At 74.9% G+C, this 25,416-nt stretch carries 23 protein-coding genes; 16 read left to right on the forward strand and 7 right to left on the reverse strand.

Going from position 1 to position 25,416, the window contains the following annotated elements; genetic code table 11:
- The first annotated feature begins 73 nt into the window (after window positions 1–73).
- The 3 genes from CFLA_RS02805 to CFLA_RS02815 all read left to right on the forward strand — a co-directional run bounded on the left by CFLA_RS02805 (window position 74) and on the right by CFLA_RS02815 (window position 1,838).
- Window positions 74–526, forward strand: coding sequence for a phage holin family protein (locus CFLA_RS02805; RefSeq protein WP_148234452.1), 453 nt, complete (start codon window positions 74–76; stop codon window positions 524–526).
- Entirely contained in the window at window positions 519–1,202 is a 684-nt protein-coding gene (locus CFLA_RS02810) for a DUF3618 domain-containing protein (RefSeq protein ID WP_013115802.1), read from the forward strand. The genes CFLA_RS02805 and CFLA_RS02810 overlap by 8 nt, the downstream gene beginning before the upstream one ends.
- A 297-nt stretch (window positions 1,203–1,499) precedes the next feature.
- Complete coding sequence (locus CFLA_RS02815; RefSeq protein WP_013115803.1) at window positions 1,500–1,838, forward strand: STAS domain-containing protein; 339 nt, start codon at window positions 1,500–1,502, stop codon at window positions 1,836–1,838.
- A 45-nt stretch (window positions 1,839–1,883) separates the two neighbouring features.
- On the opposite strand, the gene glpK is transcribed toward CFLA_RS02815, so the two are convergent.
- The 3 genes from glpK to CFLA_RS02830 all read right to left on the reverse strand — a co-directional run bounded on the left by glpK (window position 1,884) and on the right by CFLA_RS02830 (window position 6,099).
- Window positions 1,884–3,404 carry a glycerol kinase GlpK gene (gene glpK, locus CFLA_RS02820; RefSeq protein WP_013115804.1) on the reverse strand — a complete coding sequence of 507 codons (1,521 nt, stop codon included), beginning with the start codon at window positions 3,402–3,404 and terminating at the stop codon, window positions 1,884–1,886.
- Window positions 3,405–3,450: 46 nt separating this feature from the next.
- A complete protein-coding gene (locus CFLA_RS02825; protein WP_013115805.1) occupies window positions 3,451–4,188 on the reverse strand; it encodes an MIP/aquaporin family protein in 738 nt (245 codons plus the stop codon).
- 99 nt (window positions 4,189–4,287) lie between these two features.
- Window positions 4,288–6,099 (reverse strand): glycerol-3-phosphate dehydrogenase/oxidase, encoded by a 1,812-nt coding sequence (locus CFLA_RS02830; protein ID WP_013115806.1) that lies wholly within the window; start codon window positions 6,097–6,099, stop codon window positions 4,288–4,290.
- Between the two features lie 172 nt (window positions 6,100–6,271).
- Here CFLA_RS02830 and CFLA_RS02835 point away from each other — a divergent pair, with 172 nt between their 5' ends.
- Entirely contained in the window at window positions 6,272–7,240 is a 969-nt protein-coding gene (locus CFLA_RS02835) for a sugar-binding transcriptional regulator (protein ID WP_013115807.1), read from the forward strand.
- 243 nt (window positions 7,241–7,483) lie between these two features.
- Window positions 7,484–7,993 (forward strand): amino-acid N-acetyltransferase, encoded by a 510-nt coding sequence (locus CFLA_RS02840; RefSeq protein WP_013115808.1) that lies wholly within the window; start codon window positions 7,484–7,486, stop codon window positions 7,991–7,993.
- 105 nt (window positions 7,994–8,098) lie between these two features.
- Here the strand turns inward: CFLA_RS02840 and CFLA_RS02845 are convergent, their stop codons facing one another.
- Window positions 8,099–9,046 (reverse strand): HhH-GPD family protein, encoded by a 948-nt coding sequence (locus CFLA_RS02845; RefSeq protein ID WP_013115809.1) that lies wholly within the window; start codon window positions 9,044–9,046, stop codon window positions 8,099–8,101.
- A 189-nt stretch (window positions 9,047–9,235) separates the two neighbouring features.
- Here CFLA_RS02845 and CFLA_RS02850 point away from each other — a divergent pair, with 189 nt between their 5' ends.
- Entirely contained in the window at window positions 9,236–9,865 is a 630-nt protein-coding gene (locus CFLA_RS02850) for a hypothetical protein (RefSeq protein ID WP_013115810.1), read from the forward strand.
- Window positions 9,866–9,890: 25 nt separating this feature from the next.
- Here the strand turns inward: CFLA_RS02850 and disA are convergent, their stop codons facing one another.
- A complete protein-coding gene (gene disA, locus CFLA_RS02855) occupies window positions 9,891–10,967 on the reverse strand; it encodes a DNA integrity scanning diadenylate cyclase DisA (protein WP_013115811.1) in 1,077 nt (358 codons plus the stop codon).
- A 44-nt stretch (window positions 10,968–11,011) separates the two neighbouring features.
- Complete coding sequence (gene radA / locus CFLA_RS02860) at window positions 11,012–12,433, reverse strand: DNA repair protein RadA (protein ID WP_013115812.1); 1,422 nt, start codon at window positions 12,431–12,433, stop codon at window positions 11,012–11,014.
- A gap of 205 nt (window positions 12,434–12,638) precedes the next feature.
- Between radA and CFLA_RS02865 the strand changes: the two genes are divergently transcribed.
- Window positions 12,639–13,070 carry a hypothetical protein gene (locus tag CFLA_RS02865; RefSeq protein WP_013115813.1) on the forward strand — a complete coding sequence of 144 codons (432 nt, stop codon included), beginning with the start codon at window positions 12,639–12,641 and terminating at the stop codon, window positions 13,068–13,070.
- A 66-nt stretch (window positions 13,071–13,136) separates the two neighbouring features.
- Entirely contained in the window at window positions 13,137–13,964 is an 828-nt protein-coding gene (locus CFLA_RS02870) for a hypothetical protein (RefSeq protein ID WP_013115814.1), read from the forward strand.
- A gap of 31 nt (window positions 13,965–13,995) precedes the next feature.
- Here CFLA_RS02870 and CFLA_RS02875 read toward each other — a convergent pair whose 3' ends face one another.
- A complete protein-coding gene (locus CFLA_RS02875) occupies window positions 13,996–14,742 on the reverse strand; it encodes a response regulator transcription factor (RefSeq protein WP_013115815.1) in 747 nt (248 codons plus the stop codon).
- Between the two features lie 125 nt (window positions 14,743–14,867).
- Here CFLA_RS02875 and CFLA_RS02880 point away from each other — a divergent pair, with 125 nt between their 5' ends.
- From CFLA_RS02880 to CFLA_RS02915, 8 genes are all read left to right on the forward strand, one after another.
- Complete coding sequence (locus tag CFLA_RS02880) at window positions 14,868–15,830, forward strand: phosphatase PAP2 family protein (protein WP_245530290.1); 963 nt, start codon at window positions 14,868–14,870, stop codon at window positions 15,828–15,830.
- Between the two features lie 106 nt (window positions 15,831–15,936).
- Window positions 15,937–18,660 (forward strand): type I DNA topoisomerase, encoded by a 2,724-nt coding sequence (topA, locus tag CFLA_RS02885; RefSeq protein ID WP_013115817.1) that lies wholly within the window; start codon window positions 15,937–15,939, stop codon window positions 18,658–18,660.
- 321 nt (window positions 18,661–18,981) lie between these two features.
- Window positions 18,982–20,037, forward strand: a complete 1,056-nt coding sequence (locus CFLA_RS18830; RefSeq protein WP_013115818.1) for a hypothetical protein — start codon at window positions 18,982–18,984, stop codon at window positions 20,035–20,037.
- Window positions 20,027–20,836, forward strand: a complete 810-nt coding sequence (locus CFLA_RS02895; RefSeq protein ID WP_043598740.1) for a hypothetical protein — start codon at window positions 20,027–20,029, stop codon at window positions 20,834–20,836. Before CFLA_RS18830 ends, CFLA_RS02895 begins: the two co-directional genes overlap by 11 nt.
- Before the next feature lie 68 nt (window positions 20,837–20,904).
- The gene (locus CFLA_RS02900) at window positions 20,905–21,909 is read left to right on the forward strand and encodes a Gfo/Idh/MocA family protein (protein ID WP_013115820.1); all 1,005 of its coding nucleotides are present in this window, start codon (window positions 20,905–20,907) and stop codon (window positions 21,907–21,909) included.
- 71 nt (window positions 21,910–21,980) lie between these two features.
- A complete protein-coding gene (gene tmk, locus CFLA_RS02905) occupies window positions 21,981–22,655 on the forward strand; it encodes a dTMP kinase (RefSeq protein ID WP_013115821.1) in 675 nt (224 codons plus the stop codon).
- Complete coding sequence (locus tag CFLA_RS02910) at window positions 22,652–23,788, forward strand: DNA polymerase III subunit delta' (protein WP_013115822.1); 1,137 nt, start codon at window positions 22,652–22,654, stop codon at window positions 23,786–23,788. Before tmk ends, CFLA_RS02910 begins: the two co-directional genes overlap by 4 nt.
- Before the next feature lie 88 nt (window positions 23,789–23,876).
- Window positions 23,877–25,403 carry an alpha/beta hydrolase gene (locus tag CFLA_RS02915; RefSeq protein WP_013115823.1) on the forward strand — a complete coding sequence of 509 codons (1,527 nt, stop codon included), beginning with the start codon at window positions 23,877–23,879 and terminating at the stop codon, window positions 25,401–25,403.
- Window positions 25,404–25,416: the final 13 nt, after the last annotated feature.

Consider the following 25,416-nt stretch of genomic DNA (forward strand, 5'->3'; position numbering starts at 1 on the left):
CCCGACGGTCGCCGCGGGAGCGCGCACGTCCGCGCCACAGCCGCCGCCGGGCGCCGTCCCGCCGGCCGGTGCGGTGCCCCCGCCCGGAGCGTCCTGGCCCGCCGCAGATGCGTCGGGGGCCGGGCCCGCGGCCCGGGGGGACGACGAGCGGCCGTCCCTCGGGGAGCTCATCGGCAACGTGACGCAGGACCTGTCGCTGCTCGTGCGGCAGGAGGTCGAGCTCGCGAAGGCGGAGCTCGCGCAGACCGCCAAGCGCGCCGGGACGGGCAGCGGGCTGCTGGCGGGCGCGGGGGTCTCCGGGCACTTCGTCCTGCTGTTCCTCTCGCTCGCGCTGTGGTGGGGCCTGCCGATCGGCCGGGCCTGGGCCGCGTTCGTCGTGGCCGTGATCTGGGCGATCATCGCCGCCGTCCTGGCCGTGCGCGGCCGCGGCGAGCTCAAGCGTGTCAAAGGCATGCCCCGCACCGCGGAGACCGTGAAGAAGATCCCGAACGCCCTCAAGGGGCACGAGGAGGCGAACCATGAGTGAGAGCCCGGAGGAGATCCGGCGTCGCATCGAGGCGACCCGTGCCGACCTGTCGGCCAACGTCGACGCGGTCGGCGACACGCTCGACCCCCGGCAGATCGCGCACCGGCAGGCCGACAAGGTGCGCGGACGCGCGACTGCGCTGCGAGAGCGCGTGATGGGCTCGGCACACGACGCGAAGGAGCACGTCATGGGAAGCATGCACGACACCGGCGACTCGGTCGGGTCGGTGGCCGGCGGCGCGGCGGACGCTGCGCGGTCCGCCGCAGGATCGGTGGCCGAGGGGCTCCGGGGCGCGCCGTCGGCGGTCGCGCACCAGACGCAGGGCAACCCGCTCGCGGCGGGCCTCATCGCCTTCGGCGTCGGCTGGCTCGCGTCGTCGCTGGTCCCGGCCTCGCGTCCGGAGCAGCGCGCCGCGCAGGCCGTCAAGGAGGGCGCGCAGTCCGTCGTCCCGCAGGTCAAGGAGGCGGCGCAGCACGTCGCGGACGATCTGCGCGGGCCGGCGCAGGACGCGCTGCAGGCCGTTCAGGACCGGGCCGCCGAGGCGGCCGCGGGAGTCAAGGAGCACGGTGCCGAGGCGGCGTCCGACCTCCGCGACCAGGCGCAGCACTCCGCCCAGGAGGTGCGTCATGCTCCTCAGCAGGGTGGCTCCGGCGCCCCGCAGGGCGGTCCGTACTAGGACGTCGACCGCGGGTTGGTGCGCGACCCCGCCCCGGACGCCGAGCGCGTCCGGGGCGGGGTCGTGGCGGCCACGTCGACGCGACCACCGCCCACGACCGGAGGGTCGCCCCATGGCCGGCGCGCGCGTCGTGCTGCCCGGCCACGGCGAGCCGTGGACCGGGCGGTATGCCATTCCCCTGCACGGTGCGATAGTGGACGGGTGCGGGGCGTCGCCGCGCGAGACACGGGTACCACCCATGGCGCGCCCGGCCGCCCAGGCGTTGGGCGGCGAGAGTACCCCTCGGAAGTGGTCGACATGCAGCAGCCCGTCTCCGGCACCATCACCGTCGAGCAGCGCGTCGAGTCCGTCGTCCTGCGGTTGCAGGGCGAGATCGACGTGACCCTGCGCGACGCCGCGGACCGCGCCCTCGACGAGGCCCTCGCGGCCCGGCTGCCGGTCGTGCTCGACCTGTCCGAGGTGACCCTCATCGGCGCCACGGGCCTGGGGCTGCTCCTGCAGTGCGCCCGCGCGTGCGAGCAGGCCGGGCAGCCGTGCTCGGTCAGCGACATGCCGCCGGCCGTGGTCCGCGTGCTCGTCGCACTCGGCCTGGACGCGCTCGTCGCCGGCCACGGCGGGAGCCGGCTGCCCGCATGACGAGGGCCCGGGACGTCGTCGCCCCGGGCCCCGTGCCACCCGTCGTCACTGCACGTCGTCGTCCACCCAGTCGAACGACTTGGTGACGGCCTTCTTCCACAGCCGGTACTGCCGGTCGCGCTCGTCGGCGTCCATCGCCGGCTCCCAGCGCTTGTCCTCCGCCCAGTTGTCGATGACGTCCTGCTCGCCGGACCAGTAGCCGACCGCGATGCCCGCGGCGTACGCGGCACCCAGCGCGGTGGTCTCGGCGACCTGGGGCCGCACGACCGGCACGCCGAGGATGTCGGCCTGGAACTGCATGAGCGCGTCGTTGGCGACCATGCCGCCGTCCACCTTGAGCTCGGTGAGGTCGACGCCCGAGTCGGCGTTCATGGCGTCGAGCACCTCGCGCGTCTGGAACGCCGTGGCCTCCAGCGCGGCACGCGCGATGTGCTCCTTGGTGACGTACCGCGTGAGGCCCACGATCGCGCCGCGCGCGTCGGAGCGCCAGTACGGTGCGAACAGGCCCGAGAACGCGGGGACGAAGTACACACCGCCGTTGTCGTCGACCGCCGCGGCGAGCCGCTCGACCTCCGGCGCCGACGAGATGATGCCGAGGTTGTCGCGCAGCCACTGCACGAGCGAGCCGGTCACCGCGATCGAGCCCTCGAGCGCGTACACCGTGTCGCGGTCGCCGATCTTGTAGGCCACCGTCGTCAGCAGGCCGTTCTCCGACGCGACCGGCTCGGTGCCCGTGTTGATGAGCATGAAGTTGCCGGTGCCGTACGTGTTCTTCGCCTGCCCGACCTCGAAGCACGCCTGACCGAACGTCGCGGCCTGCTGGTCGCCGAGGATGCCGGCGATCTTCACGCCCGGCAGGAGCCCGCCCTTGCGGTCCTCGCCGTACACCTCGGACGACGAGCGGATCTCCGGCAGCATCGAGACGGGGATGCCCATCTCCCCGGCGATCTCCTCGTTCCACGTGAGGTCGTCGATGTTCATCAGCATCGTGCGCGACGCGTTGGTCGGGTCGGTGACGTGGATGCCGCCGTTGGTGCCGCCCGTCATGTTCCACAGCACCCACGAGTCGGTGTTGCCGAACGCGAGCCTCCCCGCCTCGGCCTTCTCGCGGGCGCCGTCGACGTTGTCGAGGATCCAGCGGATCTTCGGCCCGGAGAAGTAGGTCGCCAGCGGCAGGCCCACCCGGTCCTTGTAGCGCTCGGCACCGCCCCCGAGCGCCGCGAGCTCGTCGCAGATCTTCTGCGTGCGCGTGTCCTGCCAGACGATCGCGTTGTACACCGGGTCACCGGTCTCGCGGTCCCACACCACCGCGGTCTCGCGCTGGTTGGTGATGCCGACGGCTGCGATGTCCTCGTGCGTGAGGCTCGCACGCCCCAGCGCCATGCCGACGACCTCGCGGGTGTTGACCCAGATCTCCTGCGCGTCGTGCTCGACCCACCCGGCCCTCGGGAAGATCTGCTCGTGCTCCTTCTGCCCCACGGAGACCACCTGGCCCGCGTGGTCGAAGATCATCGCGCGCGTCGAGGTGGTGCCCTGGTCGATGGCCATCACGTACGTCTCGGTCATGCGTCTGCCTCTCTCGGGAGAACGGGGTGGGACGCCGGGTGCCGGGTCAGGAGATGTAGGCGCCCGCGGCGAGACCGGCGAGCGCGCCGCCGACCAGCGGGCCGACGATCGGCACCCAGGCGTAGCCCCAGTCGGACGAGCCCTTGCCCCTGATGGGCAGCAGGGCGTGGGCGATGCGGGGGCCCAGGTCGCGGGCCGGGTTGATGGCGTACCCCGTCGGGCCGCCGAGGCTCGCGCCGATGCCGACGACGAGCAGCGCGACGGCCAGCGGGCCGATGTCCGCCGGTGTCTTGGCGAACGCGAGGACGATGAACACCAGGACGAACGTCGCCACGGCCTCGGTGAGGACGTTCCACACCGGGGAGCGCAGCTCGGGGCCCGTCGAGAACACCGCGAGCTTGGTGGCCGGCTCCGCGTCCTCGTCGAAGTGCTTCTTGTACGCCAGGTACGCCAGCGCCGCACCGACCGCCGCGCCCAGCATCTGCGCGGTCACGTACAGCACGCCGTTGAGCGCGGTCACCGGGATGCCCTCGGCGAACTCGTCGGCGCCCGACGCCCAGATGCCGAGCGTCACGGCGGGGTTGATGTGCGCGCCCGACTTGTAGGACGCGTAGACGCCGGCGAAGACCGCGAGGCCCCAGCCGAAGTTGATGAGCAGCCAGCCGCCGCCGAACCCCTTGGTCCGCGGCAGGATCGCGTTGGCCACGACCCCGGCACCCAGCAGGATGAGGGTGCCGGTCCCGATCGCCTCGGACCAGAACGCGTCACCGATGGTGTAGTCCACGTCAAACCTCTCTCGTCGACGTCGTTGTCTCGCGAGTCACGTGCACCGCCGCACGCGGCGGCATGCGCCGGGGCGACGGTGCGCCGCCCCGGCGTCCGGTCAGGTGCCGACCGGGCCCGACGAGCCGCGGCCCGCGGGGGAGCCGGGCTTGCTGCCCGGGTCGGCGTCGTCGCCCAGCGGCAGCAGGGGCGCGAGGTCGGGGGCCTGCAGCCGTGCGCGCTCGGCGGTCTCGTCGTCCGGCGCGGCCGCCGCGGCCTCCTCGGCTGCGGCCCGCGCGCGGTACGCCCCGATCTCCCGTGCGCGCGTCGCGTCGTCCCAGCCCAGGACGGGTGCGACCAGGTCCGCGATCTCGTCGAGAGCGCCCGTGCCCTTGTCGGCCTGCTCGTAGTTCAGCCGGGTGCGGTGCATGAGGACGTCGTCGAGGTGGAGCGCGCCCTCGTGGCTCACGGCGTACACGATCTCGGCGCCGATGTAGGCCGGGGCGTGCTCGAGCGGGCGCGCGAGCTCCGGGCGCTCGTCGCACAGGTCCGTCAGCTCCTGCAGCAGCGAGCCGTACCGGTGCAGCAGGTGGTCCATGCGCGGGCGGTCCCAGCCGTAGCGGGCCGCGATCGCGCGGGACTGGCGCTGCACGACCTTCAGGCCCTCGGCGCCGACGAGCGGCACCTCGTGCGTGATCGACGGCAATGTCGTCGCCCGCGAGCCGAGCGCGAAGTCGACCGCGTCCTTCGCCATGACGCGGTACGTCGTGAGCTTGCCGCCCGCGACGACCGTCAGGCCCGGGGTGGGCGAGGCCACGGTGTGCTCGCGCGACACCTTCGCGGACGACGTGCCCTCCTTGGTGCCCGGCTGCAGCAGCGGCCGCAGGCCGGCCCACGTGCCGATGACGTCCTCGCGGGTCAGCGGGCGGGACAGCACCTGGTTGGCGTGGTCGATGACGTAGTCGATGTCGGCACTGGTGGCGACGGGGTGCGTGAGCTCCTGCTCGTACGGGGTGTCGGTGGTGCCGATGACCCAGTAGCGGGACCACGGGATGATGAACAGCACCGACTTCTCGGTCTGCAGGATCAGACCCGTGCTGCCCTCGATCCGCTTGCGCGGCACGACGATGTGGATGCCCTTGGACGCGAGCACGCGCAGGCCGCCGTCGCTGCCGGCGAGAGCCTCGGTCTCCTCGGTCCACACGCCGGTCGCGTTGATGACGTGCCGGGCGCGCACGTCGATGCGCTCTCCCGTCTCGAGGTCGACGACCTCGGCGCCGCTGACCGCACCGCCCGTCGTCGTCTGCAGGCCGACGACCTGCGTGCGCGACGCCGCGTGCGCGCCGTAGCTCACGGCGGTGCGGACCAGGGTCTCGACGAGGCGTGCGTCGTCGACGCTCGCGTCCCAGTAGCGCACGGCCCCGATCGCGGCGTCGTGCCGCAGGTCGGGGAACATGCGTTCCATGCCCTTGCGCGTCAGGTGCCGGTGGATCGGCATCGCGCGCCGCGTGCCGGACACCGACGCGAGCGTGTCGTACAGCGCGACGCCCGCGCCCACGTACGCCCGCTCCCACACGCGGTTCTCCAGCGGGTACAGGAAGCTCACGGGCTTGACGAGGTGCGGCGCGAGCCGCGTGATGAGCAGGTCACGCTCCGTGAGGGCCTCGCGCACCAGGTGGAAGTCGAGCATCTGCAGGTAGCGCAGGCCGCCGTGCACGAGCTTGCTCGACCGGCTCGACGTACCCGACGCCCAGTCCTGCCCCTCGACGACGGCGGTGGACAGGCCGCGCGTGACGGCGTCGAGCGCGATGCCCGCACCGGTGACGCCGCCGCCGATCACCAGCACGTCGAGCTCGCGTCCGCGCTCCGAGCTGGCGCGCAGCCCGTCGAGCGCGTCCTGCCGGGCCTGCGCCGTCAGCGGTGCGGTCCTCATGTGGCGGTCCCTCCCCGGGTGGCTGGCCTCGTACGACGTCCGGTGCGCGAGTGCCTCGCGCCGCCGGGTGCGCCGCCGCTATCGTCATCACGTCCAGAACGGACGCGCAACCTGTGTGAACGAACGTGCACGCGGTTGGCGATGCCATGACGTTCTCAGGAGGTGCGGACGGGTGTTCGTGGAGCGGGAGCAGGACGTCATGCGCGCCGCGACCATGTACTACCTGCAGGACCTCAAGATGGAGGTCATCGCGCGGCACCTCGGCACGTCGCGGTCGACGGTGTCGCGCCTGCTGCGGCGGGCGCGCGAGACCGGGCTCGTCGAGATCACGCTGCGCCCGTCGAGCACACGCGCCCCGGGCCTCGGGCGCACGATCTCCTCGACGTTCGGCATCGACACCTATGTCGTGCCCGTGCCCGACTCCGCGACCTCGGCGGAGCGGCTCGACCAGGTCGCCATGACGGCCGCGCGGCTGCTCGGGTCCTGGGTCGACTCCGACATGGTCCTGGGCGTCGCGTGGGGGGCGACGATCGCCACCGTCTCGCGGTACCTGGCACCCAAGCCGACGCGCGGGTGCGCCGTGGTGCAGCTCAACGGCGCGGCGAGCATGCGCACGTCCGGCGTCGAGTACGCGTCCGACCTCATCTCCTCGTTCGGCACGGCGTTCGGCGCCGCCGTGCACCACTTCGCCGTCCCCGCGTTCTTCGACTACCCCGAGACCAAGGCCGCGATGTGGCGCGAACGGTCCGTGCGCCGCGTGCTCGACATGCAGCGGCGCGCCGACGTCGCGGTGTTCTCCGTCGGTGCCGTCGCCGGGGCCGTGCCTTCGTACGTGTACTCCGCCGGTTACCTCGACGAGTCCGACGTGCGCTGCCTGCACGCCGACGGTGTCGTCGGCGACGTGTGCACCGTCTTCCTGCGCGGCGACGGCTCGTGGGCGGACGTCGCCCTCAACAGCCGCGCGACGGGCCCGACCCCCGACGAGCTGGCGCGTCTCACCCGGCGGGTGTGCGTCGTCGCGGGCGACAACAAGGTCGCTCCGCTGCTCGCGGCCCTGCGCGCGAGGGTCGTCACCGACCTCGTCGTCGACGAGCGCACGGCCCACGCCCTGCTCGGCGCCACCGGCACCCGCCCCCGCTGACCCATCGTCCCCGCCGAGCGGAACGTGGGTCACCGACAGGTGGTGCTGTGGGGGAGTCAGGTTCCGGTGGGCGGGGTGCCCTTCGCCGAGCGGAACGTGGGTCACCGACAGGTGGTGCTGTGGGGGAGTCAGGTTCCGGTCGGCGGGCTGCCCTTCGCCGAGCGGAACGTGGGTCACCGACAGGTGGTGCTGTCGAGGAGTCAGGTTCCGGTCGGTGGGGTGAAGGCGCGTAGTTTGAGAGGCGTGAGCCCCGCGCCCGTCGACGTCACACCCGCCCTGCCCGCCGACGTCCGCGCGATCCGACGCCTCGTCGAGCCGTACGCGAACGAGCGGATCCTCATCGCCAAGGAGTGGGTCGCGTACTACGAGGCCGTGCAGGAGTTCCTCGTCGCCCGGCTGGCCGGCGGCGACGTGGTCGGGTGCGGCGCGCTGCACGTCATGTGGGAGGACCTCGCCGAGATCCGCACGCTCGCGGTGGCGCCCGACCACCGTGGGCACGGCGTGGGCCACCTCATCGTCGACGCGCTGCTGGCGCGCGCGCGGCGGCTGGGACTGCGGCGCGTGTTCTGCCTGACCTTCGAGGTCGAGTTCTTCGCGCGGCACGGCTTCCGCGAGATCGACGGCACACCCGTCTCCGCCGAGGTCTACGCCGAGCTCCTGCGCTCGCACGACGACGGCGTGGCCGAGTTCCTCGACCTCGCACGCGTGAAGCCGAACACGCTGGGCAACACGCGGATGCTCCTGGAGCTCTGACTCCGCCGGATCGTGCGAGCACCCCACGCTCGGCGGGCAGCGCGTCCACCGTGCGGGCGGGCCGATCGGGCCGGCCGGTCGGGTCCGCCGGGGGCGACGGCGAGGTCAGCGCGGGAGACCGTACGTCGCCACGGCCGGGTCCGGGTCGTCCCCCGGGGCGTCGTGACGGACGACGAGGCCGTCGGCCACCAGTGCGTCGAGGCAACGGGCGAGCTGGGCCGCGTCCGACCACGTCGCCGCGACCGCGTCGTGCGGGACGGGGGTGAGCGCCTCGCGCAGCAGCGCCATGACGCGACCGCGGGCCTGCCGGTCGGTGCCGGCCCACGCCTGGGTGCGGCGCCGGTGCGCGTGCACGTCCGCGGGACGGCCGGCAGCGAGCCAGCGGCACCGCTCGGCGACCGGGCACGCGTCGCAGCGCGGGGCGCGGGCGGTGCACACCAGCGCGCCCAGCTCCATCGCCGCCGCCGACCAGCGTGCCGCCCCGGCGTCGTCGTCCGGCACCCAGGCCGCGGCGAGCCGGGTCTCGGCAGCGCTCTGCGTCGGCGCCGGCAGGGCGACGCCCGCGGCGACGCGTGCCAGCACCCGCCGGACGTTGGTGTCGAGCACCACCGAGCGTCGGCCGAACGCGAACGCCCGGACGGCCGCCGCGGTGTACGGGCCGACGCCCGGCAGCGCGAGCAGCGCCTCCTCGTCCTCGGGCAGCACGCCGCCGTGCCGCTCGACCACCGTGCGCGCACACTCCTGCAGCCACAGCGCGCGCCGCGGGTAGCCGAGGCGGTCCCACGCGCGCAGCACGTCGGCGGTGGGCGCTGCCGCGAGGTCGGCCGGGCCCGGCCACCGCGCCATCCACGCGCGCCACGCGGGCTCGACCCGCACGACGGGCGTCTGCTGCAGCATCACCTCGCTGACCAGGACGCCCCACGGGGTGCGGTCCGGTGCGCGCCAGGGCAGGTCGCGCGCGTGCGCGTCGAACCACGTGACGACGTCGGCACGTACCGCAGCAGCCGGGTCGTCGGGCCCGGGGGCGGCGCGGACGGTCGGGTCGACCGTCACGCGGGTGGCGGGTCGGGCGGGCACGCCTCATGGTGCCGTCACCCTCGCCCGTGACCAAGCCGACCGGCCGTGACCCGTGTCATGCCCACCGGGTGACAGCGGTGTGGCGCGTCGTGCGCGGGCCTGCGACGTCCGCCTCGTACCGTGGACGCGGCCGCACCGACCCGCAATCCCCCCGGAGGTCCCGCAGTGAACGACCGGACGCCCCCGCGGGCCCGAGCGGCCCGTCCCGTGCGTCCGGCGCCGCGTCCGCCCGCGCGCGTCTTCTGGATCCGGCGGTTCGTGGTCCTCGGGCTGCCGCTGCTCCTGGTGGTCGCGCTGGTCGTGTGGTGGACGGGCCGCGGCCAGGACGCCGCCGCACAGGGCGACCCCTCACCGACGGCCGAGCAGGCGGCGCCGACCCCCACGCCCACCTCGCAGGTCGGCGTCGCGGACTGCGTCCCGTCCCAGCTCGCGCTCGCGGTCGTGCCCGACGGCGAGTCGTTCGCCGACGGCGTCGCGCCGACCTTCGAGATCTCGTTGACGAACTCCGGGTCCGAGCCGTGCCTGGTCGAGGCGGGGGACGCCGCTCGCGAGGTCGTCGTGACGTCCGGCGACGACCGGGTGTGGTCGAGCCGCGACTGCGTCCCCGAGGACGCCGACGCGCGCACGCTGCTGCTCGCGGGCGGGCAGTCGGACGTCACGCAGCTCGCGTGGCCCCGCGAGCGCTCGGCTGCCGGGTGCCCCGGCGACCTGCCCGCACCCGGCGACGGCACGTACTCGGTGACGGTGTCGGCCGGGGGTGCGACGTCACCCGCGGCGGTCTTCGGTCTCGGCTAGACCCCGCAGCGGACGGCGCGCCCCGTCAGACGTAGCGCTCGAGGATGCTCGACTCCGCGAGTCGCGACAGCCCCTCACGGACCGAGCGTGCGCGCTGCTCGCCGACGCCCTCGACCGCCATGAGGTCGTCGATGGTCGCCGCCAGCAGCTTCTGCAGCCCGCCGAAGTGCCCGACGAGGCGGTCCACCACCGGGCCCGGCAGGCGCGGCACCTTCGACAGCAGGCGGTAGCCGCGCGGACCGACCGCGGCGTCGAGCGCCTCGCCGCCGCCGGGCAGGCCGAGCACGCGGGCGATGTGCACGATGTCGAGCAGCTGGGTGGAGTCGAGCTCGCCCAGCGCGTCCGGCACGGTCTCGACCGTGCGGCGTGACGTGTCGACGTAGTCGCGGATGACGAGCTCGCGCTCGGTGCCGACACCGCCGACGAGCTCGTCGAGCTGGAGCGTGAGCAGCCGCCCGTCGGTGCCGAGCTCGACGACGTACCCGGCGATCTCGTCGGAGATCCGGCGCACCATCTCGAGGCGCTGCACGACGGCGGACACGTCGCGGACCGTCACGAGGTCCTCGATCTCCAGCGCGGACAGCGTGCCGCTGACCTCGTCGAGGCGGGCCTTGTAGCGCTCGAGCGTCGCGAGGGCCTGGTTGGCGCGCGACAGGATCGTCGTGGAGTCCTCGAGGACGTACCGCTGGTCGCCGACGTAGAGCGCGACGATCCGCATCGACGCGGACACCGAGATCACCGGCAGGCCGGTCTGCTTGGCGACGCGCTCGGCGGTGCGGTGCCGTGTCCCGGACTCGGACGTCTGGATCGACGGGTCGGGCAGCAGCTGCACGGCGGCACGGACGATCCGGCCGCGGACGGGGTCGATCACGACCGCACCGTCCATCTTGGCGAGCTCCCGCAGACGGGTCGCCGAGAACTCCACGTCGAGCACGAAGCCACCGGAGCACAGCGACTCGACCGTCGCGTCCATGCCGAGCACCACGAGCGCCCCCGTGCGCCCGCGCAGGATCCGCTCCAGGCCGTCGCGCAGCTCGGTCCCGGGCGCGACGGCGAAGAGCGTCGACCTCAGCAGGTCGTCGTGGGGGTGCGGATGTGGCACGGTCGAATCGTATCGGTGGCGTGACGAGTTGTCCGGGAGGCGGCTCAGTCGGAGCTCGCCGGGGCCAGGCCCGCGAGGACGGCGGCCGCCAGGTCGGCGGCCTCGACGACGCGCAGCCCCTCGGGCACGGTCACCTCCGCGAGGGTGCCGGACGGGACGACGGCCCGCGTGCAGCCGAGCCGTGCGGCCTCCGCGAGGCGGCGTCCGACTCCCGGCACGGGCCGGATCTCCCCGGCGAGCCCGACCTCGCCGACGGCGACGAGCCCGGTGTGCACCGCGACGTTCTCGCGGCCGCTGACGGCGGCGAGCGCGAGCGCGAGGTCGGCGGCCGGCTCGACCACGCGCGCGCCGCCGACGGTCGACACGTACACGTCCTGGTCGGCGAGCCGTGCGCCCAGGCGTCGCTGCAGCACGGCGAGCACCATCGCGAGCCGGCTGCCGTCGACGCCGCTGGTGGTGCGGCGCGGGTTCGGCACGACGCTGGGCGCGACGAGGGCCTGCACCTCCGCGGCGAGCGGGCGTCGGCCTTCGAGCGTCACCGTGAGGCACGTGCCGGGCACGTCGTTGACCAGGCGGGACGTGAAGAGCCCCGACGGGTCGGCGAGGCCCACGATGCCGTGCTCCGAGAGGTCGAAGCACCCCACCTCGTCCGTGGGGCCGTACCGGTTCTTGGTGGCGCGCAGCAGCCGCAGCCGCGAGTGCCGCTCACCCTCGAACTGGCACACCACGTCGACGAGGTGCTCGAGCGTGCGCGGGCCCGCGACCGACCCGTCCTTCGTGACGTGCCCGACGAGCACGACGGGCAGCGCGCGGGACTTCGCGGCCGTGATGAGCGCGGCCGTGACCTCGCGCACCTGCGCGACCCCACCGGGCGAGCCCTCGACCTGCGCCGAGGTGAAGGTCTGCACCGAGTCGAGCACGAGCAGGTCGGGGTCGACGCTCTCGATGTGCCCGAGCACGATGCCGAGGTCCGTCTCCGACGCGAGCAGCAGCGACGGGGCGAGCGCGTGGATGCGTCCGGCGCGCAGCCGGACCTGGGCGGCCGACTCCTCGCCCGTGACGTAGAGGACCTTCCGGCCCGTGCGGGCGGCGCGCGCCGCCACGTCCAGCAGCAGCGTCGACTTGCCCACGCCCGGCTCGCCCGCGAGCAGCACGACGGCACCGGGGACGAGACCGCCGCCGAGCACGCGGTCCAGCTCGTCGACGCCCGTCGGCCGCGCGGTCGCGGACTCGACGTCGATCTCCTCGATCGGCCGCGCCGGGTTGCGGGTGGGGGCGACGGCCACGGTCCGCGGCCCGCCGGAGCCCGGCCCGGCGTCCTCGACGACCGACCCCCACTCCTGGCACTCGCCGCACCGCCCGACCCACTTGGCCGCGGTCCACCCGCACTCGGTGCAGCGGAACCCGGGGCGCTCGGAGGGGCGGTCGGCCCCGGCGCGGGGGCGTCGCGTCGTCGTCTGGCTCACGTCCGCAACCTATGTCCCCCCACCGACAACCCCCCGGCGCTGCGCCGCGCGGCGCCGGATCGACGGCTCGCGGCCGCCTGAGCGAGACGGGGGAGCGAGACGGGGGAGCGAGGCGGGCGCCTACGCCGGCACCGCCGTCGCCGCCGCCCGGTCCGACGAGCGCTCCGGCCGCGCCGCCGCCCTGCTCACCCTGCCGGTCGCGCGGGTGCGGTGGCTGGGGGCGCAGGTCGCGCTCGCGGGCGCCGCGGCGGCGGCGATGCTCGTCGTCGCGGGCCTGGTCATGGGTGCCGGCGCCGCGACGACGCTCGACGACCCGGCGCAGCTCGGGCGCCTGGTCGGCGCGGCCGTGGTGACGGTGCCGGGGGTCCTCGTCGTCCGCGGCGTCGCGACCGCCGTGCTGGGTCTGGCACCGCGCGCGGCGCCCCTGGTCTGGGTCTACGTGGCGTACGTCGGCACCGTCGGCATGTTCGGCGCGCTGCTGCCCGCCGGCACCGACGTGCTGTCGCCCTTCACGCACCTGCCGACGCTCCCCGCCGAGCCGATGGCGTGGCCGCCCGTCCTCGCCGTGACGGGCGTCGCGGTGCTGCTCGTGGTCGCGGGGCTCGCGGGGGTGCGTCGCCGCGACCTCGAGGGCTGACTCGCTCGGTAGGCTGCGCGGTGGCCCGGCAGCCGCCGACCGCACCACACGAGGGGGATGCCCGAGATGAGCGACACGGGACGACCCGGGGGGCCCGAGCAGTCCCCGGGGTCCACGGGACCGACGCACCGGCCGGCGGCGACGCCGCAGGGCGCACCCCCGCTCGGCACCGGCGGCTGGGCGGCTCACGGTGAGGGCACGCCACCCGGCGCCGCGCCGGAGACCTCCGGACCCGACGGCGACGCCACGCACGGCGGTCGGCCGCGCTGGCTGCTGCCGGCGGCGGTCGGCGCGGGTGTGGTCGTCGTCGTGGCGGTGGTCGCGGTCGTGCTCGGGTCGCGTGGCGGTGACGCCGAGAGCCCGGCGCCCGCCGCGTCGACCGTGCTGCTGCCCGTGCCGACGCCGGCCGTCGCACCCGCCGAGCGTGCTGCGACCACGGCGTTCGCCTCCGCCCTGCCGACGGCCGTGCTGCAGTACGCCCTCGAGTCGTCGCAGGAGGACACGGAGTGGACCGGCGCGGGTGCGCTCGAGGCCTGGGCCGAGACGTTCACGGACGGGGAGGGCGGCACGCTCACCGTGCGGGCCGCGCAGCACGAGTCCGTGCAGGACGCGACGGCCTTCCTGCAGCGCGCCGGCGAGGGCCTGCCCGCGCCGGCGCCCGCCGACGACGCGGCGGCGGACGAGGCGACGCAGGACGAGTCGCCGGACACCGACGCCGTCGCCTTCCCGCAGTCCGGGGAGGTCCTGGTCGGGGGCGAGCCGGTCGGCACGTACACGGTGGTCGACGCGGGTGACGGCACGGGCGTCGCGCTCTGGCAGAACGGCACGGCCGTGTTCCGACTCACGGCGCCGATCGCGGACGTGCTGGACGCCTACACGGCGTACGGGCTGTAGCCGCGCCCATCAGGAGACGGGCGCTCTGGCGTCAGACCGCCGGACGCAGGACGTACCCGACGCCGCGCAGGGTGTGCAGCATCGGCGCGCGGCCCTTGTCGATCTTGCGGCGCAGGTAGGACACGTACAGCTCGACGATGTTCGCCTGCCCGCCGAAGTCGTACTGCCACACGCGGTCGAGGATCTGCGCCTTGCTCAGCGCGCGCCGGGGGTTGCGCATGAAGTAGCGCAGCAGCTCGAACTCGGTGGCGGTGAGCCGGATCGCGTCGTCGCCGCGCCACACCTCGTGGCTGTCCTCGTCCAGCCGCAGGTCCCCGACGACCAGCGTCGAGTCCGAGGTCTGCGTGACGGCACCGGCGCGGCGCAGCAGGCCGCGCAGCCGGGCGACGACCTCCTCGACGCCGAACGGCTTGGTGACGTAGTCGTCGTCCGCGGTGAGGCTCGCGGCCTGTGCGTCCGGGGCGTCCCGGCCCGCGAGCAGCAGCACCGACACGGCCGGCCGGGCACGGCGCAGCCGGGGCAGGAGGTCCGTGTGCTCGGCCAGCGCGGCGTCGGCCAGCACGACGTCCGGGTCGAACACGGCCGCGCGCTCGACGGCGTCCAGCGCGGACGGTGCGAGCTCGGCCCGCCAGCCCTCGTAGCGCAGGGCGGTGCACAGCAGCTCGGCGAGCGCCTGCTCGTCGTCGACGACGAGCGCGCGCACCGGTGATCCGTCCGGGCGGGTCAGGGCGCCGGGTCGACGCACGTGGGTCGGGGCGGGTGCTGTCGTCGTCGTCATGGGGAGAGCCTGTTCGCCCGCCCTGTGCTGCGGCTGGAGCGTTCCTGTGAGTTCGCTGAGGCGGGACGGACCACGGCCGGGGTCGCCGTCCCGTGCGAGAGCGCGGTGTGCCCTACCGTGTGACGGTGCACGAGGGCCTCTCCGTCCCGGTCGACCCGGACCCGTCGTCGCCGGCGCGTCGTCGTGCGCGCGGCGCGGTCGTCGCCGCCTGCGCCGGCGTGGTCGTGACCTGCGCGCTCGGCGTGTGGCTGCTCTGGCGCGTGTTCGTCGACACGTGGGCCGGGCAGCGCGTGGAGGACGCGGCGCTGGACGGTGCCGCGATCGGGCAGGGGCACCTGTGGCGGCTCGCCGAGCCGGTGCTGGACGTGGTGTCCGTCGGGTTCGTCGCCGGCGGGCTGCTGGGCGCCGCGGCGCTCGCGCTGGCGCGCCGTCGGCTGTCGCTCGCGGTGCAGGTCGCGGTCCTCGTCGCGGGTGCCAACCTCACGACCCGGATCGTCAAGGCGTACGTGCTCGACCGACCCGTGCTGGGCGTCGGCTCCGACTACGGCAACACGCTGCCGAGCGGTCACACGACCGCCGCCGGGTCCATCGCCGCGGGGCTGCTCCTGGTCGTCCCGCCGCGTGCGCGTCCGCTCGTGGCCGTGCTCGGCGGCGGCTACACGGCCCTGACGGGCATCTCGACGCTCGTCGGCCAGTGGCACCGGCCGTCGGACGTCGTGGCGGGTGCGCTCGTCGTGCTCGGCTGGACGGCGCTCGTGTGCGGGGCCATGGCGGCCCGCGGCGCGCCGGCGGGGACCGCGACGGCCGCTCTGCGGCGCGTGGACGCGGGCGACCGGTGGTGGCGGCGCACACGGCGCACGGCGGGCGGCCTCGTCGTCCTCGGCGTCGCGTCGGGCGCGGCGGCCGTGGTGACGCTCACACGCACCTGGGCCTACCGGGCCGGGACAGCGGGTCGCGGCGACGAGCTCCTGGCCTACGGTGGGGGGGTCGCCGGGGTCGTCGCGGCGTGCAGCCTCACGTTCGCGGTCATGCTGCTGCTGCGTCATGCGGCGGGATCACGGGACGAGACGCCCGCCGCGTCCGGTTGACGCCAGGACGTAGAGTCCCTCGAAAGTGCGGGACGACGCGTCGCGGCGCGCCCCGGCCCGCCACGAGATCGACCCCACCCAGTCCACGGCACGGAAGGCCGCTCAGATGTCCGCAGGTCGCAAGCTCGTCATCGTGGAGTCCCCGGCGAAGGCACGCACCATCGCCGGGTACCTCGGTGACGGGTTCGACGTGGAGGCGTCGGTCGGGCACATCCGTGACCTGCCGCAGCCCTCGGAGCTGCCCGCGGACATGAAGAAGGGCCCGTACGGCAAGTTCGCCGTGGACGTCGAGAACGGGTTCACGCCGTACTACGTGGTCGACGCGGACAAGAAGAAGAAGGTCGCCGAGCTCAAGAAGCTCCTCAAGGAGTCGGACGAGCTGTACCTCGCCACCGACGAGGACCGCGAGGGCGAGGCCATCGCGTGGCACCTGCTGGCCGAGCTGAAGCCGAAGATCCCCGTCAAGCGCATGGTGTTCCACGAGATCACTCGCGAGGCGATCACGCGGGCGCTGGAGAACACGCGCGAGCTCGACGAGCGCCTCGTCGACGCGCAGGAGACCCGGCGCATCCTCGACCGGCTGTACGGCTACGAGGTCAGCCCCGTGCTGTGGCGCAAGGTCCGCCAGGGCCTGTCCGCGGGCCGGGTGCAGTCCGTCGCGACGCGGCTCGTGGTCGAGCGCGAGCGGGAGCGCATGGCGTTCGTCGCGGCCGACTACTGGGACGTCACGGGCACCTTCGCCGTCGCGGACGACTCGGAGCCGACGTTCTCCGCGCGCCTGACGGGCGTCGGTGGGGCGCGCGTCGCGTCGGGCCGTGACTTCGACGACCGCGGGGCGCTGAAGACCCGCGACACCGTGGTCCTCGACGAGACGCGCGCGCACGCGCTGGTCGCCGGGCTCGACGGCGCCGCGTTCACGGTGCAGTCGCTGGAGACCAAGCCGTACACGCGCCGCCCCGCCGCGCCGTTCACGACGTCGACGCTGCAGCAGGAGGCGTCGCGCAAGCTGCGCATGAGCTCGCGGCAGGCGATGCGCACCGCGCAGACGCTGTACGAGAACGGCTACATCACCTACATGCGCACCGACTCGCCCGCGCTGTCGACGCAGGCGGTCGACGCCGCGCGCCGCCAGGTCGCCGAGCTGTACGGCGCGGACCACGTGCCCGACAAGCCGCGCGTCTACACGTCGAAGGCGAAGGGCGCGCAGGAGGCGCACGAGGCGATCCGGCCCGCGGGTGACCACTTCCGCACACCGGCGCAGGTGGCGCGCGAGCTGTCCGGCGACCAGTTCAAGCTCTACGAGCTCATCTGGAAGCGCACGGTCGCCTCGCAGATGGCCGACGCGCGCGGGCAGACGGCGTCCGTGAGGCTGGCGGCGACCGCGCGGACCGCCGACGGGCCGGTCGAGACCGTGTTCTCCGCGTCCGGCACGGTCATCACGTTCCGCGGGTTCCTCGCCGCGTACGAGGAGGGCCGCGACCGTGGTCGCTACGACGAGGCGGAGGGCGGGGCGTCCGGCAGCGACGACGCGCGCCTGCCGCAGATGGCGCAGGGCGACCCGGTCACGGGCAGCGACCTGACGGCCGACGGGCACCGCACGTCCCCGCCGCCGCGCTACACCGAGGCGTCGCTCGTCAAGGCGCTCGAGGAGCGCGGCATCGGCCGCCCGTCCACGTACGCCGCGACGATCGGCGTCATCCAGGACCGCGGGTACGTCACCAACCGTGGCCAGGCGCTCGTGCCGACGTGGCTCGCGTTCGCCGTCACGCGGCTGCTCGAGGAGAACTTCGACCGCCTCGTCGACTACAACTTCACGGCCGGCATGGAGGAGAGCCTCGACGCGATCGCCGCGGGTCAGAAGGGGCGCGTCGACTGGCTGACGGAGTTCTACTTCGGCGACCGCTCGGACTCCGTGGCCAGCGGCGGTCTGCGCGGGCTCGTCGACAACCTCGGTGAGATCGACGCGCGCGAGGTCAACTCCATCGAGATCGGCGACGGCATCACGCTGCGCGTCGGCCGGTACGGCCCGTACCTCGAGGCGCCCGGGGAGGGTCCCGACGACGAGCCGCGCCGCTCGTCCGTCCCCGACGACCTCGCGCCGGACGAGCTGACGGTCGCCAAGGCGCGCGAGCTGCTCGAGACCATGCCCGACGGCGACAAGGTGCTCGGCACGGACCCGGGGTCGGGCCACCAGATCGTCGCGCGCAACGGCCGCTACGGCCCGTACGTCACCGAGGTGCTGCCGGAGCCGGAGCTCGACCCGGGCCTGTCCGCCGCCGCCCGCAAGAAGGCGCTGGCCGCGGCGCCCAAGCCGCGCACCGGCTCGTTGTTCAAGTCGATGTCGCTGGCCACGGTCACGCTCGACGACGCGCTGCGTCTGCTGTCGCTGCCGCGCGTGGTGGGCGCCGACCCGGAGACGGGCGCCGAGATCACCGCGCAGAACGGCCGGTACGGGCCGTACCTGAAGAAGGGGACGGACTCGCGCACGCTCGCGTCGGAGGAGCAGCTGCTCACGATCACGCTCGAGGAGGCGCTGGCGATCTACGCGCAGCCCAAGCGCGGCCGCGGGCAGACCGCCGCCGCCCCGTTGCGCGAGCTCGGCACCGACCCGACGAGCGGCAGGCCGATCGTCGTCAAGGACGGCCGCTTCGGCGCGTACGTCACCGACGGCGAGACCAACCGCACGCTGCCGCGGGACGTGACGCCCGAGTCGATCACCCCCGAGCAGGCCGTCGAGCTCCTCGCGGAGAAGCGCGCCGCCGGCCCGGCCAAGAAGAAGACGACGACGCGCAAGACGACGACACGTCAGAAGTCCGCGGCCAAGAGCTGACGCCCTGCGCCGGACGAGACACCACCCCTCGTCCGGCGGTCGAGGCAGGTCCCGGTCGAGCGGTGACGCCGGGCGGCCGGTCTCGCGACCGCCTCGTCCCGGCCCCTGAGACGGCGCTCCCGCGAGACCGGTCGCAGGTGGCTCATCAGCCCGGACGAGCCGACGCAGCCCGGTCTCGCGACCGCGGTGTTTCGCGTCGTGGGATCGCCGCCGGGTGTCGAGCTCGTGGCCCGGCCGACCACAGCCCCGCGTCGGGAGTCCTGCTCCACAGATCCTCGCGGGGAGAGCCGTCCCACGGTCCGGCGGTGGTCGGGTGGGCCCGTGCGACGACCTGCCCCGGTACCCGACCGCCTGCTCGCGCACGCCGAGCTCCAGGAGGCGCTGCTCGACGCGCAGCAGTGTGACGCGGCCGGCGTCGGCCCGGCGCGTCGGGCGGCGCTGCGCCGCGCCGGGCTGCTCGCCACCGTCGTGCGCGGGGTCCACGACGCCGCACCGGCGCTCGACGCCGCCGCGTGCGGACGCGCACCGTGGGCCGGTCACGACCCGGACGACCACCGGCGCCGCCGAGCCGCCTGGATCGCGCTCCTCGCGCTCGGCCGTGAGCACGCCGTCGCCACCGGCGCGTGCGCGCTCGCGCTCCTCGGCGTCCAGGGGCTGCCGCGGTCGATCCGGCCGGAGGGCGCACTCCGCGACGGGTCGCACCGCACTCCCGGTGGCGGGGTGCGGGTGCGGTGCGTCGTACCCGACCGCGTGGAGCGGGTCGGACGGGCGCGGGTCGTCGACCCCGTGACCGCGCTGGCGCAGGCGGTCGTGGAGCTGGGGCGCGACCACGCGGTGGCCGTCCTCGACTCGGCCGTCCAGCGGCACGTGATCGGCCCCGACGGTGTCGACGACGTCGCGCGCCTGCTGCACGGCCGTCGCGGGAGCCGCCGCGTCGCCGAGTGGTGGGACCTCGTCGACGGTCGTGCACAGTCGCCCCTGGAGACGCGCGCCCGGCTCCAGTGCAGGGACGCGGGCCTGGCACCCCATGACCTGCAGGTGCCGGTGAAGGACGCCGACGGTCGCGTCCTCGCCCGCGGGGACCTCGGATGGTGGCTGGCGGACGGCAGGCTGCTCGTGGCGGAGATCGACGGGTCGGCCCGCACGGCACGCCCGACGCGCTGCACCACGACCGCGCGCGCCAGAACCAGATCGTGGCCACCGGTGCGATCCTCCTCCGCTTCACGGCCGCCGACCTCCGCGCCGGCCGCCTCCCGGCCACCATCGCCCGCCACGTCCACCGTCCCGGATGCGGGGATGCAGCGCAGGCGGGTGGACTCCGGTGGGTCGGCGGCCGGTGATGCCCCCCGTCCGGCACGATGGGCGGGTGCGACGTGACGTGGTCCGGCCCCCGTGGGGAGCGGCCTGCGCCCTCGTCGCGTCGGCACTGCTGCTCACCGGCTGCACGAGCGGACCGGAACCCGTCCAACCGGTGCCCACGGCCGCGCCGGCACCGTCGGCCACCGGCGGGACGACGTTCACGCAGGCCGTCGCCGCGCTCACGCCGGACCTCGTCCCTGCCGGGCAGGTGACGCCCTGCGAGGAGCTCGAGCCCGGGTCGCCGGAGGCGCGGGAGCACCTCGAGCGGGCGACGGCCGCCGCGACCGCCGAGCCCGCGCCCACCCCGACGCTGCCGTCCTGCGGGCTCGCCGCCGTCGAGGCGCTGCGGGCCGCGAGCATCGCGGGCCTCGCGTTCGCGGCCGGCGTGGAGCTCGAGCTGCCCGTCGCCGGCGGTGCCGCGCGCGCCGTCGAGGTCTACCAGCTCCAGGACGCCGCGGCGGCGGCCGTGAGCTACGCGGAGCAGGTCACCGACGAGGAGGGCTGGGCGCAGGACCAGGAGGTGCCGGCCCAGGACCTCGGCGACGGGACGGTGCAGCCGCGCACGGTGGTCAGCGGTGCGCGCACGGAGGTCGTCGAGGTACCGGGCTGGACGGCCACGGTGTTCGCCCGCGACGAGGTGAGCTACGCGAGCGACGGGGAGCAGGTCGCGGACCCGGTGTCGTACGCGTACCTCTGGGCCGTGCGCGACGACGTCCTGGTGCGTGTCCACGTCGCGGGCGACGTGCCGGGGGCGGCGGCTGCCACGGCCGTGGAGACCGCGCGCACGTTCGCCGCCGGGGTCGCCGCCGCGGGCTGACGTCCCGTGCGGTGCGACCTGCGCCGCACGGGCTGCCGGGCGCGCCCGGCGGGCGCTAGGTTGGCGCCATGGCTCGCACCGAGGACCCCCGCACCGCCCCGCCGATCCGCTGGGGCATCATCGGCGCCGGCGGCATCGCCAGCCAGTTCGCGCACTCGGTGCGCGAGTTCACGCGCGCGCAGCTCGTGGCCGTCGGGTCGCGCCACCGCGACCGCGCCGAGCGGTTCGCCACCGCGCACGGCATCCCGACGACGCACGTCGGCTACCGCGACCTCGTCGAGGACACGCAGGTCGACGCGGTGTACGTCGCGACGCCGCACTCCGAGCACCGGGAGCACGCGCTCCTGGCGATCAAGGCGGGCAAGCACGTGCTCGTCGAGAAGTCGTTCACACGCAACGCCGCGGAGGCGCGGGAGGTGCTCGACGCCGCGCGCGCCGCGGGCGTGTTCGTCATGGAGGCGATGTGGACGCGGTTCCTGCCACACGTCGCCGCGCTGCACCAGGTGATCGACGCGGGCGAGATCGGTGACATCGTCAACATCCGCGCCGACCACGGCCAGCACTTCGCGTTCGACCCCGCCAGCCGCCTGTACGACCCGGCGCTCGCGGGTGGTGCGCTGCTCGACCTCGGTGTGTACCCCGTGTCGTGGACGCACGACTTCCTCGGGGTGCCGCAGGGCGTGCACGCGTTCGGCCAGCTCACCGAGACGGGCGTCGACGGGCAGGTCTCGATGGTCCTCGACTACCCGAACGGCACCCAGGCCACCCTCAACACGACGCTGTGGTCGAAGACGCCGACGACGTCCTCGATCTCCGGCACCGAGGGGTACATCCGTGTCGCGGGCTCGTTCTACGCACCGACGTCATTCCGTGTGACGCGCCGCGACGGGCGCGTGTGGACGTTCGACCTCCCTGCGGCGCGCGGCCTGCAGTACGAGGCCGCGGAGGTCGCGCGGTGCGTGGCCGCCGGCGAGACCGAGAGCCCGCTGATGACGTGGCAGGGCACGCTCGACGTCATGACGACGATGGACGAGATCCGCCGTCAGATCGGCGTGGCGTACCCCGGCGAGTGACGCCGCGGGCGGTGCTCGACGGGCCGCGAGCGGGGCGGGGACGTGTGGGTCGCGGGGGATACCCTGACGCCGTGACGCCTCCGCACGCCCCTGTCCCGTCCGAGGACGCGCCCGCCGGGGTGTTCGTGTCGTTCGAGGGCGGCGACGGCGTCGGCAAGTCGACGCAGGTCGCGCTGCTCGGGCACCACCTGGCGGCGCTGGGTCGTGAGGTCGTCGTGACGCGCGAGCCCGGCGGCACGCCCCTGGGGATCGAGCTGCGACGGGCCGTGCTGCACGGTGACGAGCTGGACCCGCGCACCGAGGCGCTGCTGTACGCGGCCGATCGCGCGCACCACGTCGCGTCGCTCGTGCGGCCGGCGTTGGCCCGCGGTGCCGTGGTGCTCACGGACCGCTACCTGGACTCCTCCGTGGCCTACCAGGGCAGCGGACGCGGGCTGGGTGCCGACGAGGTCGAGCGGTTGTCGCTGTGGGCCGTCGACGAGCTGCTGCCGCACCTGACCGTGCTGCTGGACCTCGACCCCGTCGTGGGGCTGGCACGGCTCACGGGTGACCCGGACCGGCTGGAGTCCGCGGGGGACGAGTTCCACCGCCGGACGCGTGAGGCGTTCCTCGCCCGCGCTGCAGCGGACCCGGCACGCTGGCTCGTCCTCGACGCGTCGCAGCCTGCCGAGGACGTCGCCGCGCAGGTGCGGGAGCGGCTCGCGCCGCTGCTCGGCCCGGTGCCCGTCGTCGGGGGTGCGGCGTGAGCGTCTGGGACGACCTCGTCGGGCAGGAGCCGGCGGTCGCGGTGCTGCGACGGGCCGTCGAGGACCCGTCGGCGATGACGCACGCGTGGCTGCTCACCGGGCCTCCCGGATCGGGGCGGTCGAACGCCGCGCGGGCGTTCGCCGCCGCGCTGCAGTGCGAGGCCGGCGGCTGCGGTACGTGCCACGCGTGCAGCACCACGCTGTCCGGCGCGCACCCGGACGTCACGTTCGTCGCGACGGAGGGCGTGTTCATCCGTGTCGACACCACGCGCCCGCTCGTCGAGCTCGCGCAGCGCTCGCCCTCGCAGGGCCGCTGGCGCGTCATCGTCGTCGAGGACGCCGACCGGTTCAACGACCAGAGCGCGAACGTCCTGCTCAAGGCGGTCGAGGAGCCGCCCCCGCGCACGGTGTGGCTGCTGTGCGCGCCCAGCCCCGAGGACGTCCTGGTGACGATCCGCTCCCGCAGCCGCTCCGTGGGGCTGCGCGTGCCACCTGTCGACGCGGTCGCCGAGCTGCTCGTGCGGCGCGACGGCGCCGACCCGCGGACCGCGCAGGTCGCCGCCCGCGCCGCCCAGAGCCACATCGGGATCGCCCGGCGGCTCGCACGGGACCCGCAGGCCCGCGAGCGGCGGGCCGCGGTGCTGTCGCTCGCGTCGCGCGTGCGTGGGGTCGGGGACGCCGTGCTGGCCGCGGGCGAGCTCGTCGAGACCGCGCAGGCGGACGCGAGGGCCGCGACGGAGGAGCGCGACGCCGCCGAGCGCAACGAGCTGCTGCGCGGCATGGGTGCCGAGGGGGCGAACACCCTGCCACCCGCGCTGCGCGCGCAGGTGCGCCAGCTCGAGGAGGAGCAGAAGCGCCGGGCGACGCGGGCCCAGCGCGACGTCCTCGACCGCGCCATGGTGGACCTGCTGTCGCTGTACCGCGACGTGCTCGTCGTGCAGCTGGGGGCGGACGTCGAGCTCGTGAACGTCGAGCAGGAGGACGCCGTGCGCACGCTCGCGGCGGACAGCACCCCGGAGCAGACGCTGCGTCGGATGGACGCCGTCGGCCAGGCCCGCACGCGGCTCGCCGGCAACGTCGCGCCCCTGCTCGCGGTCGAGGCGATGGCGGTCGCGCTGCGACCCCAGGGCTGACGCGCGCCGGTCCGCGAGCCCGTCGCCCCGTCACCCCTTCGCGCCGTCGTGCCCCGGACCGGGCCCGCGGGGCGACTACCGTAGGTGCATGCCGCCGCGCCCTGCCCTGCTCCGGTGCGCCCTCGTCGCGCTCGTCGTCGCGCTCGGGCTGACGGGCTGCGTCTCGCCCAAGCACCAGGCGTCGGCGCCCACCGCGGGCGCCTCCTCGTCGTCGACGGGCGACGCGGCGCTCGCGCCGTTCTACGACCAGGTCCTCGAGTGGACGACGTGCGGCAGCGAGCAGTGCGCCGAGGCGACGGTCCCGCTGGACTGGGCCGACCCCGGCGGCGACACGATCACCCTCGCGCTGCGGCGCATCCCCGCGTCGGGCGGCTCGCCGGTGGGGTCGCTGCTCGTCAACCCCGGCGGGCCCGGCCGCTCCGCGATCGACTCGATCGGCTACTTCCGGCAGGTCGTCTCGCGCGAGGTGCTCGCGGCGTACGACCTGGTCGCGTTCGACCCGCGCGGCGTCCAGCACTCGTCGCCCGTGACGTGCGTGGACCCCGCCGAGCTCGACGAGATGGCGGCCTGGGTCCCCGACTGGTCGACGGACGCGGGCATGGCCGAGGCGATCGAGCGCAACGGCGACTTCGGCCGCGCGTGCCTGGAGCGCAGCGGCGAGCTGCTCGGCCACGTCGACACGCCCAGCGCCGCGCGGGACATGGACGTGCTGCGCGCGGTCCTCGGCGACGAGGCCCTGACGTACCTCGGGTTCTCGTACGGCACCGAGCTGGGCGCGACGTACGCGGCGCTGTTCCCCGAGCGCGTGGGTCGACTCGTCCTCGACGGTGCCCTCGACCCCACGCTCGACTCCGGCGAGGTCGCCGCGGGGCAGGCCGCGGGCTTCGAGAGCGCCCTGCGCGCCTACGTCGCGGACTGCCAGGCCGGTGCGTCGTGCCCGCTCGACGGTGACGTCGACGCCGGTCTCACGCAGATCGCGCGCCTGTTCGACCGGACGCGCGCGAACCCGCTGCCCACGGGCACGGACCGGGAGCTCACGTCGTCGCTCGCCTTCTCCGGCGTGGCCGCCGCCCTGTACGCGCAGACCAGCTGGCCGCTGCTCACGCAGGCGCTGACCAAGGCCATCGACGCCGCGGACGGCTCGGTGCTGCTGCAGCTCGCCGACAGCTACTACGGGCGCGGTCCCGACGGCACCTACGCGACGAACCAGAACGAGGCGTTCTCGGCGATCCTGTGCCTCGACGACCGGCCGTCGGCCGAGCCGGAGGACATGCGTGCCGACGCGGCGGAGGTGCAGGCCGTCGCCCCGACGGTCGGGCACTTCTTCTCCTACGGCGGCGCGTCCTGCGCGCAGTGGCCCGTGCCGGCCGTCGGGTCCCTCGAGTCGTACGAGGCGCCGGGCGCGGCGCCGATCGTCGTCGTCGGCACCACGAACGACCCGGCGACGCCGTACGCGTGGGCGCAGTCGTTGGCGAAGCTGCTCTCGTCGGCCGTGCTGCTGACGTTCGAGGGCGAGGGGCACACGGCGTACGGCCGGTCGAACGAGTGCGTCAAGGACGCGGTGGACACCTACCTGCTCACGGGCGTGGCACCCGCGGACGGCACGACCTGCTGACTTTGGACTCGGG

The sequence above is a fragment of the Cellulomonas flavigena DSM 20109 genome (assembly GCF_000092865.1).
In the GTDB taxonomy this organism is placed as follows: Bacteria; Actinomycetota; Actinomycetes; order Actinomycetales; family Cellulomonadaceae; genus Cellulomonas; species Cellulomonas flavigena.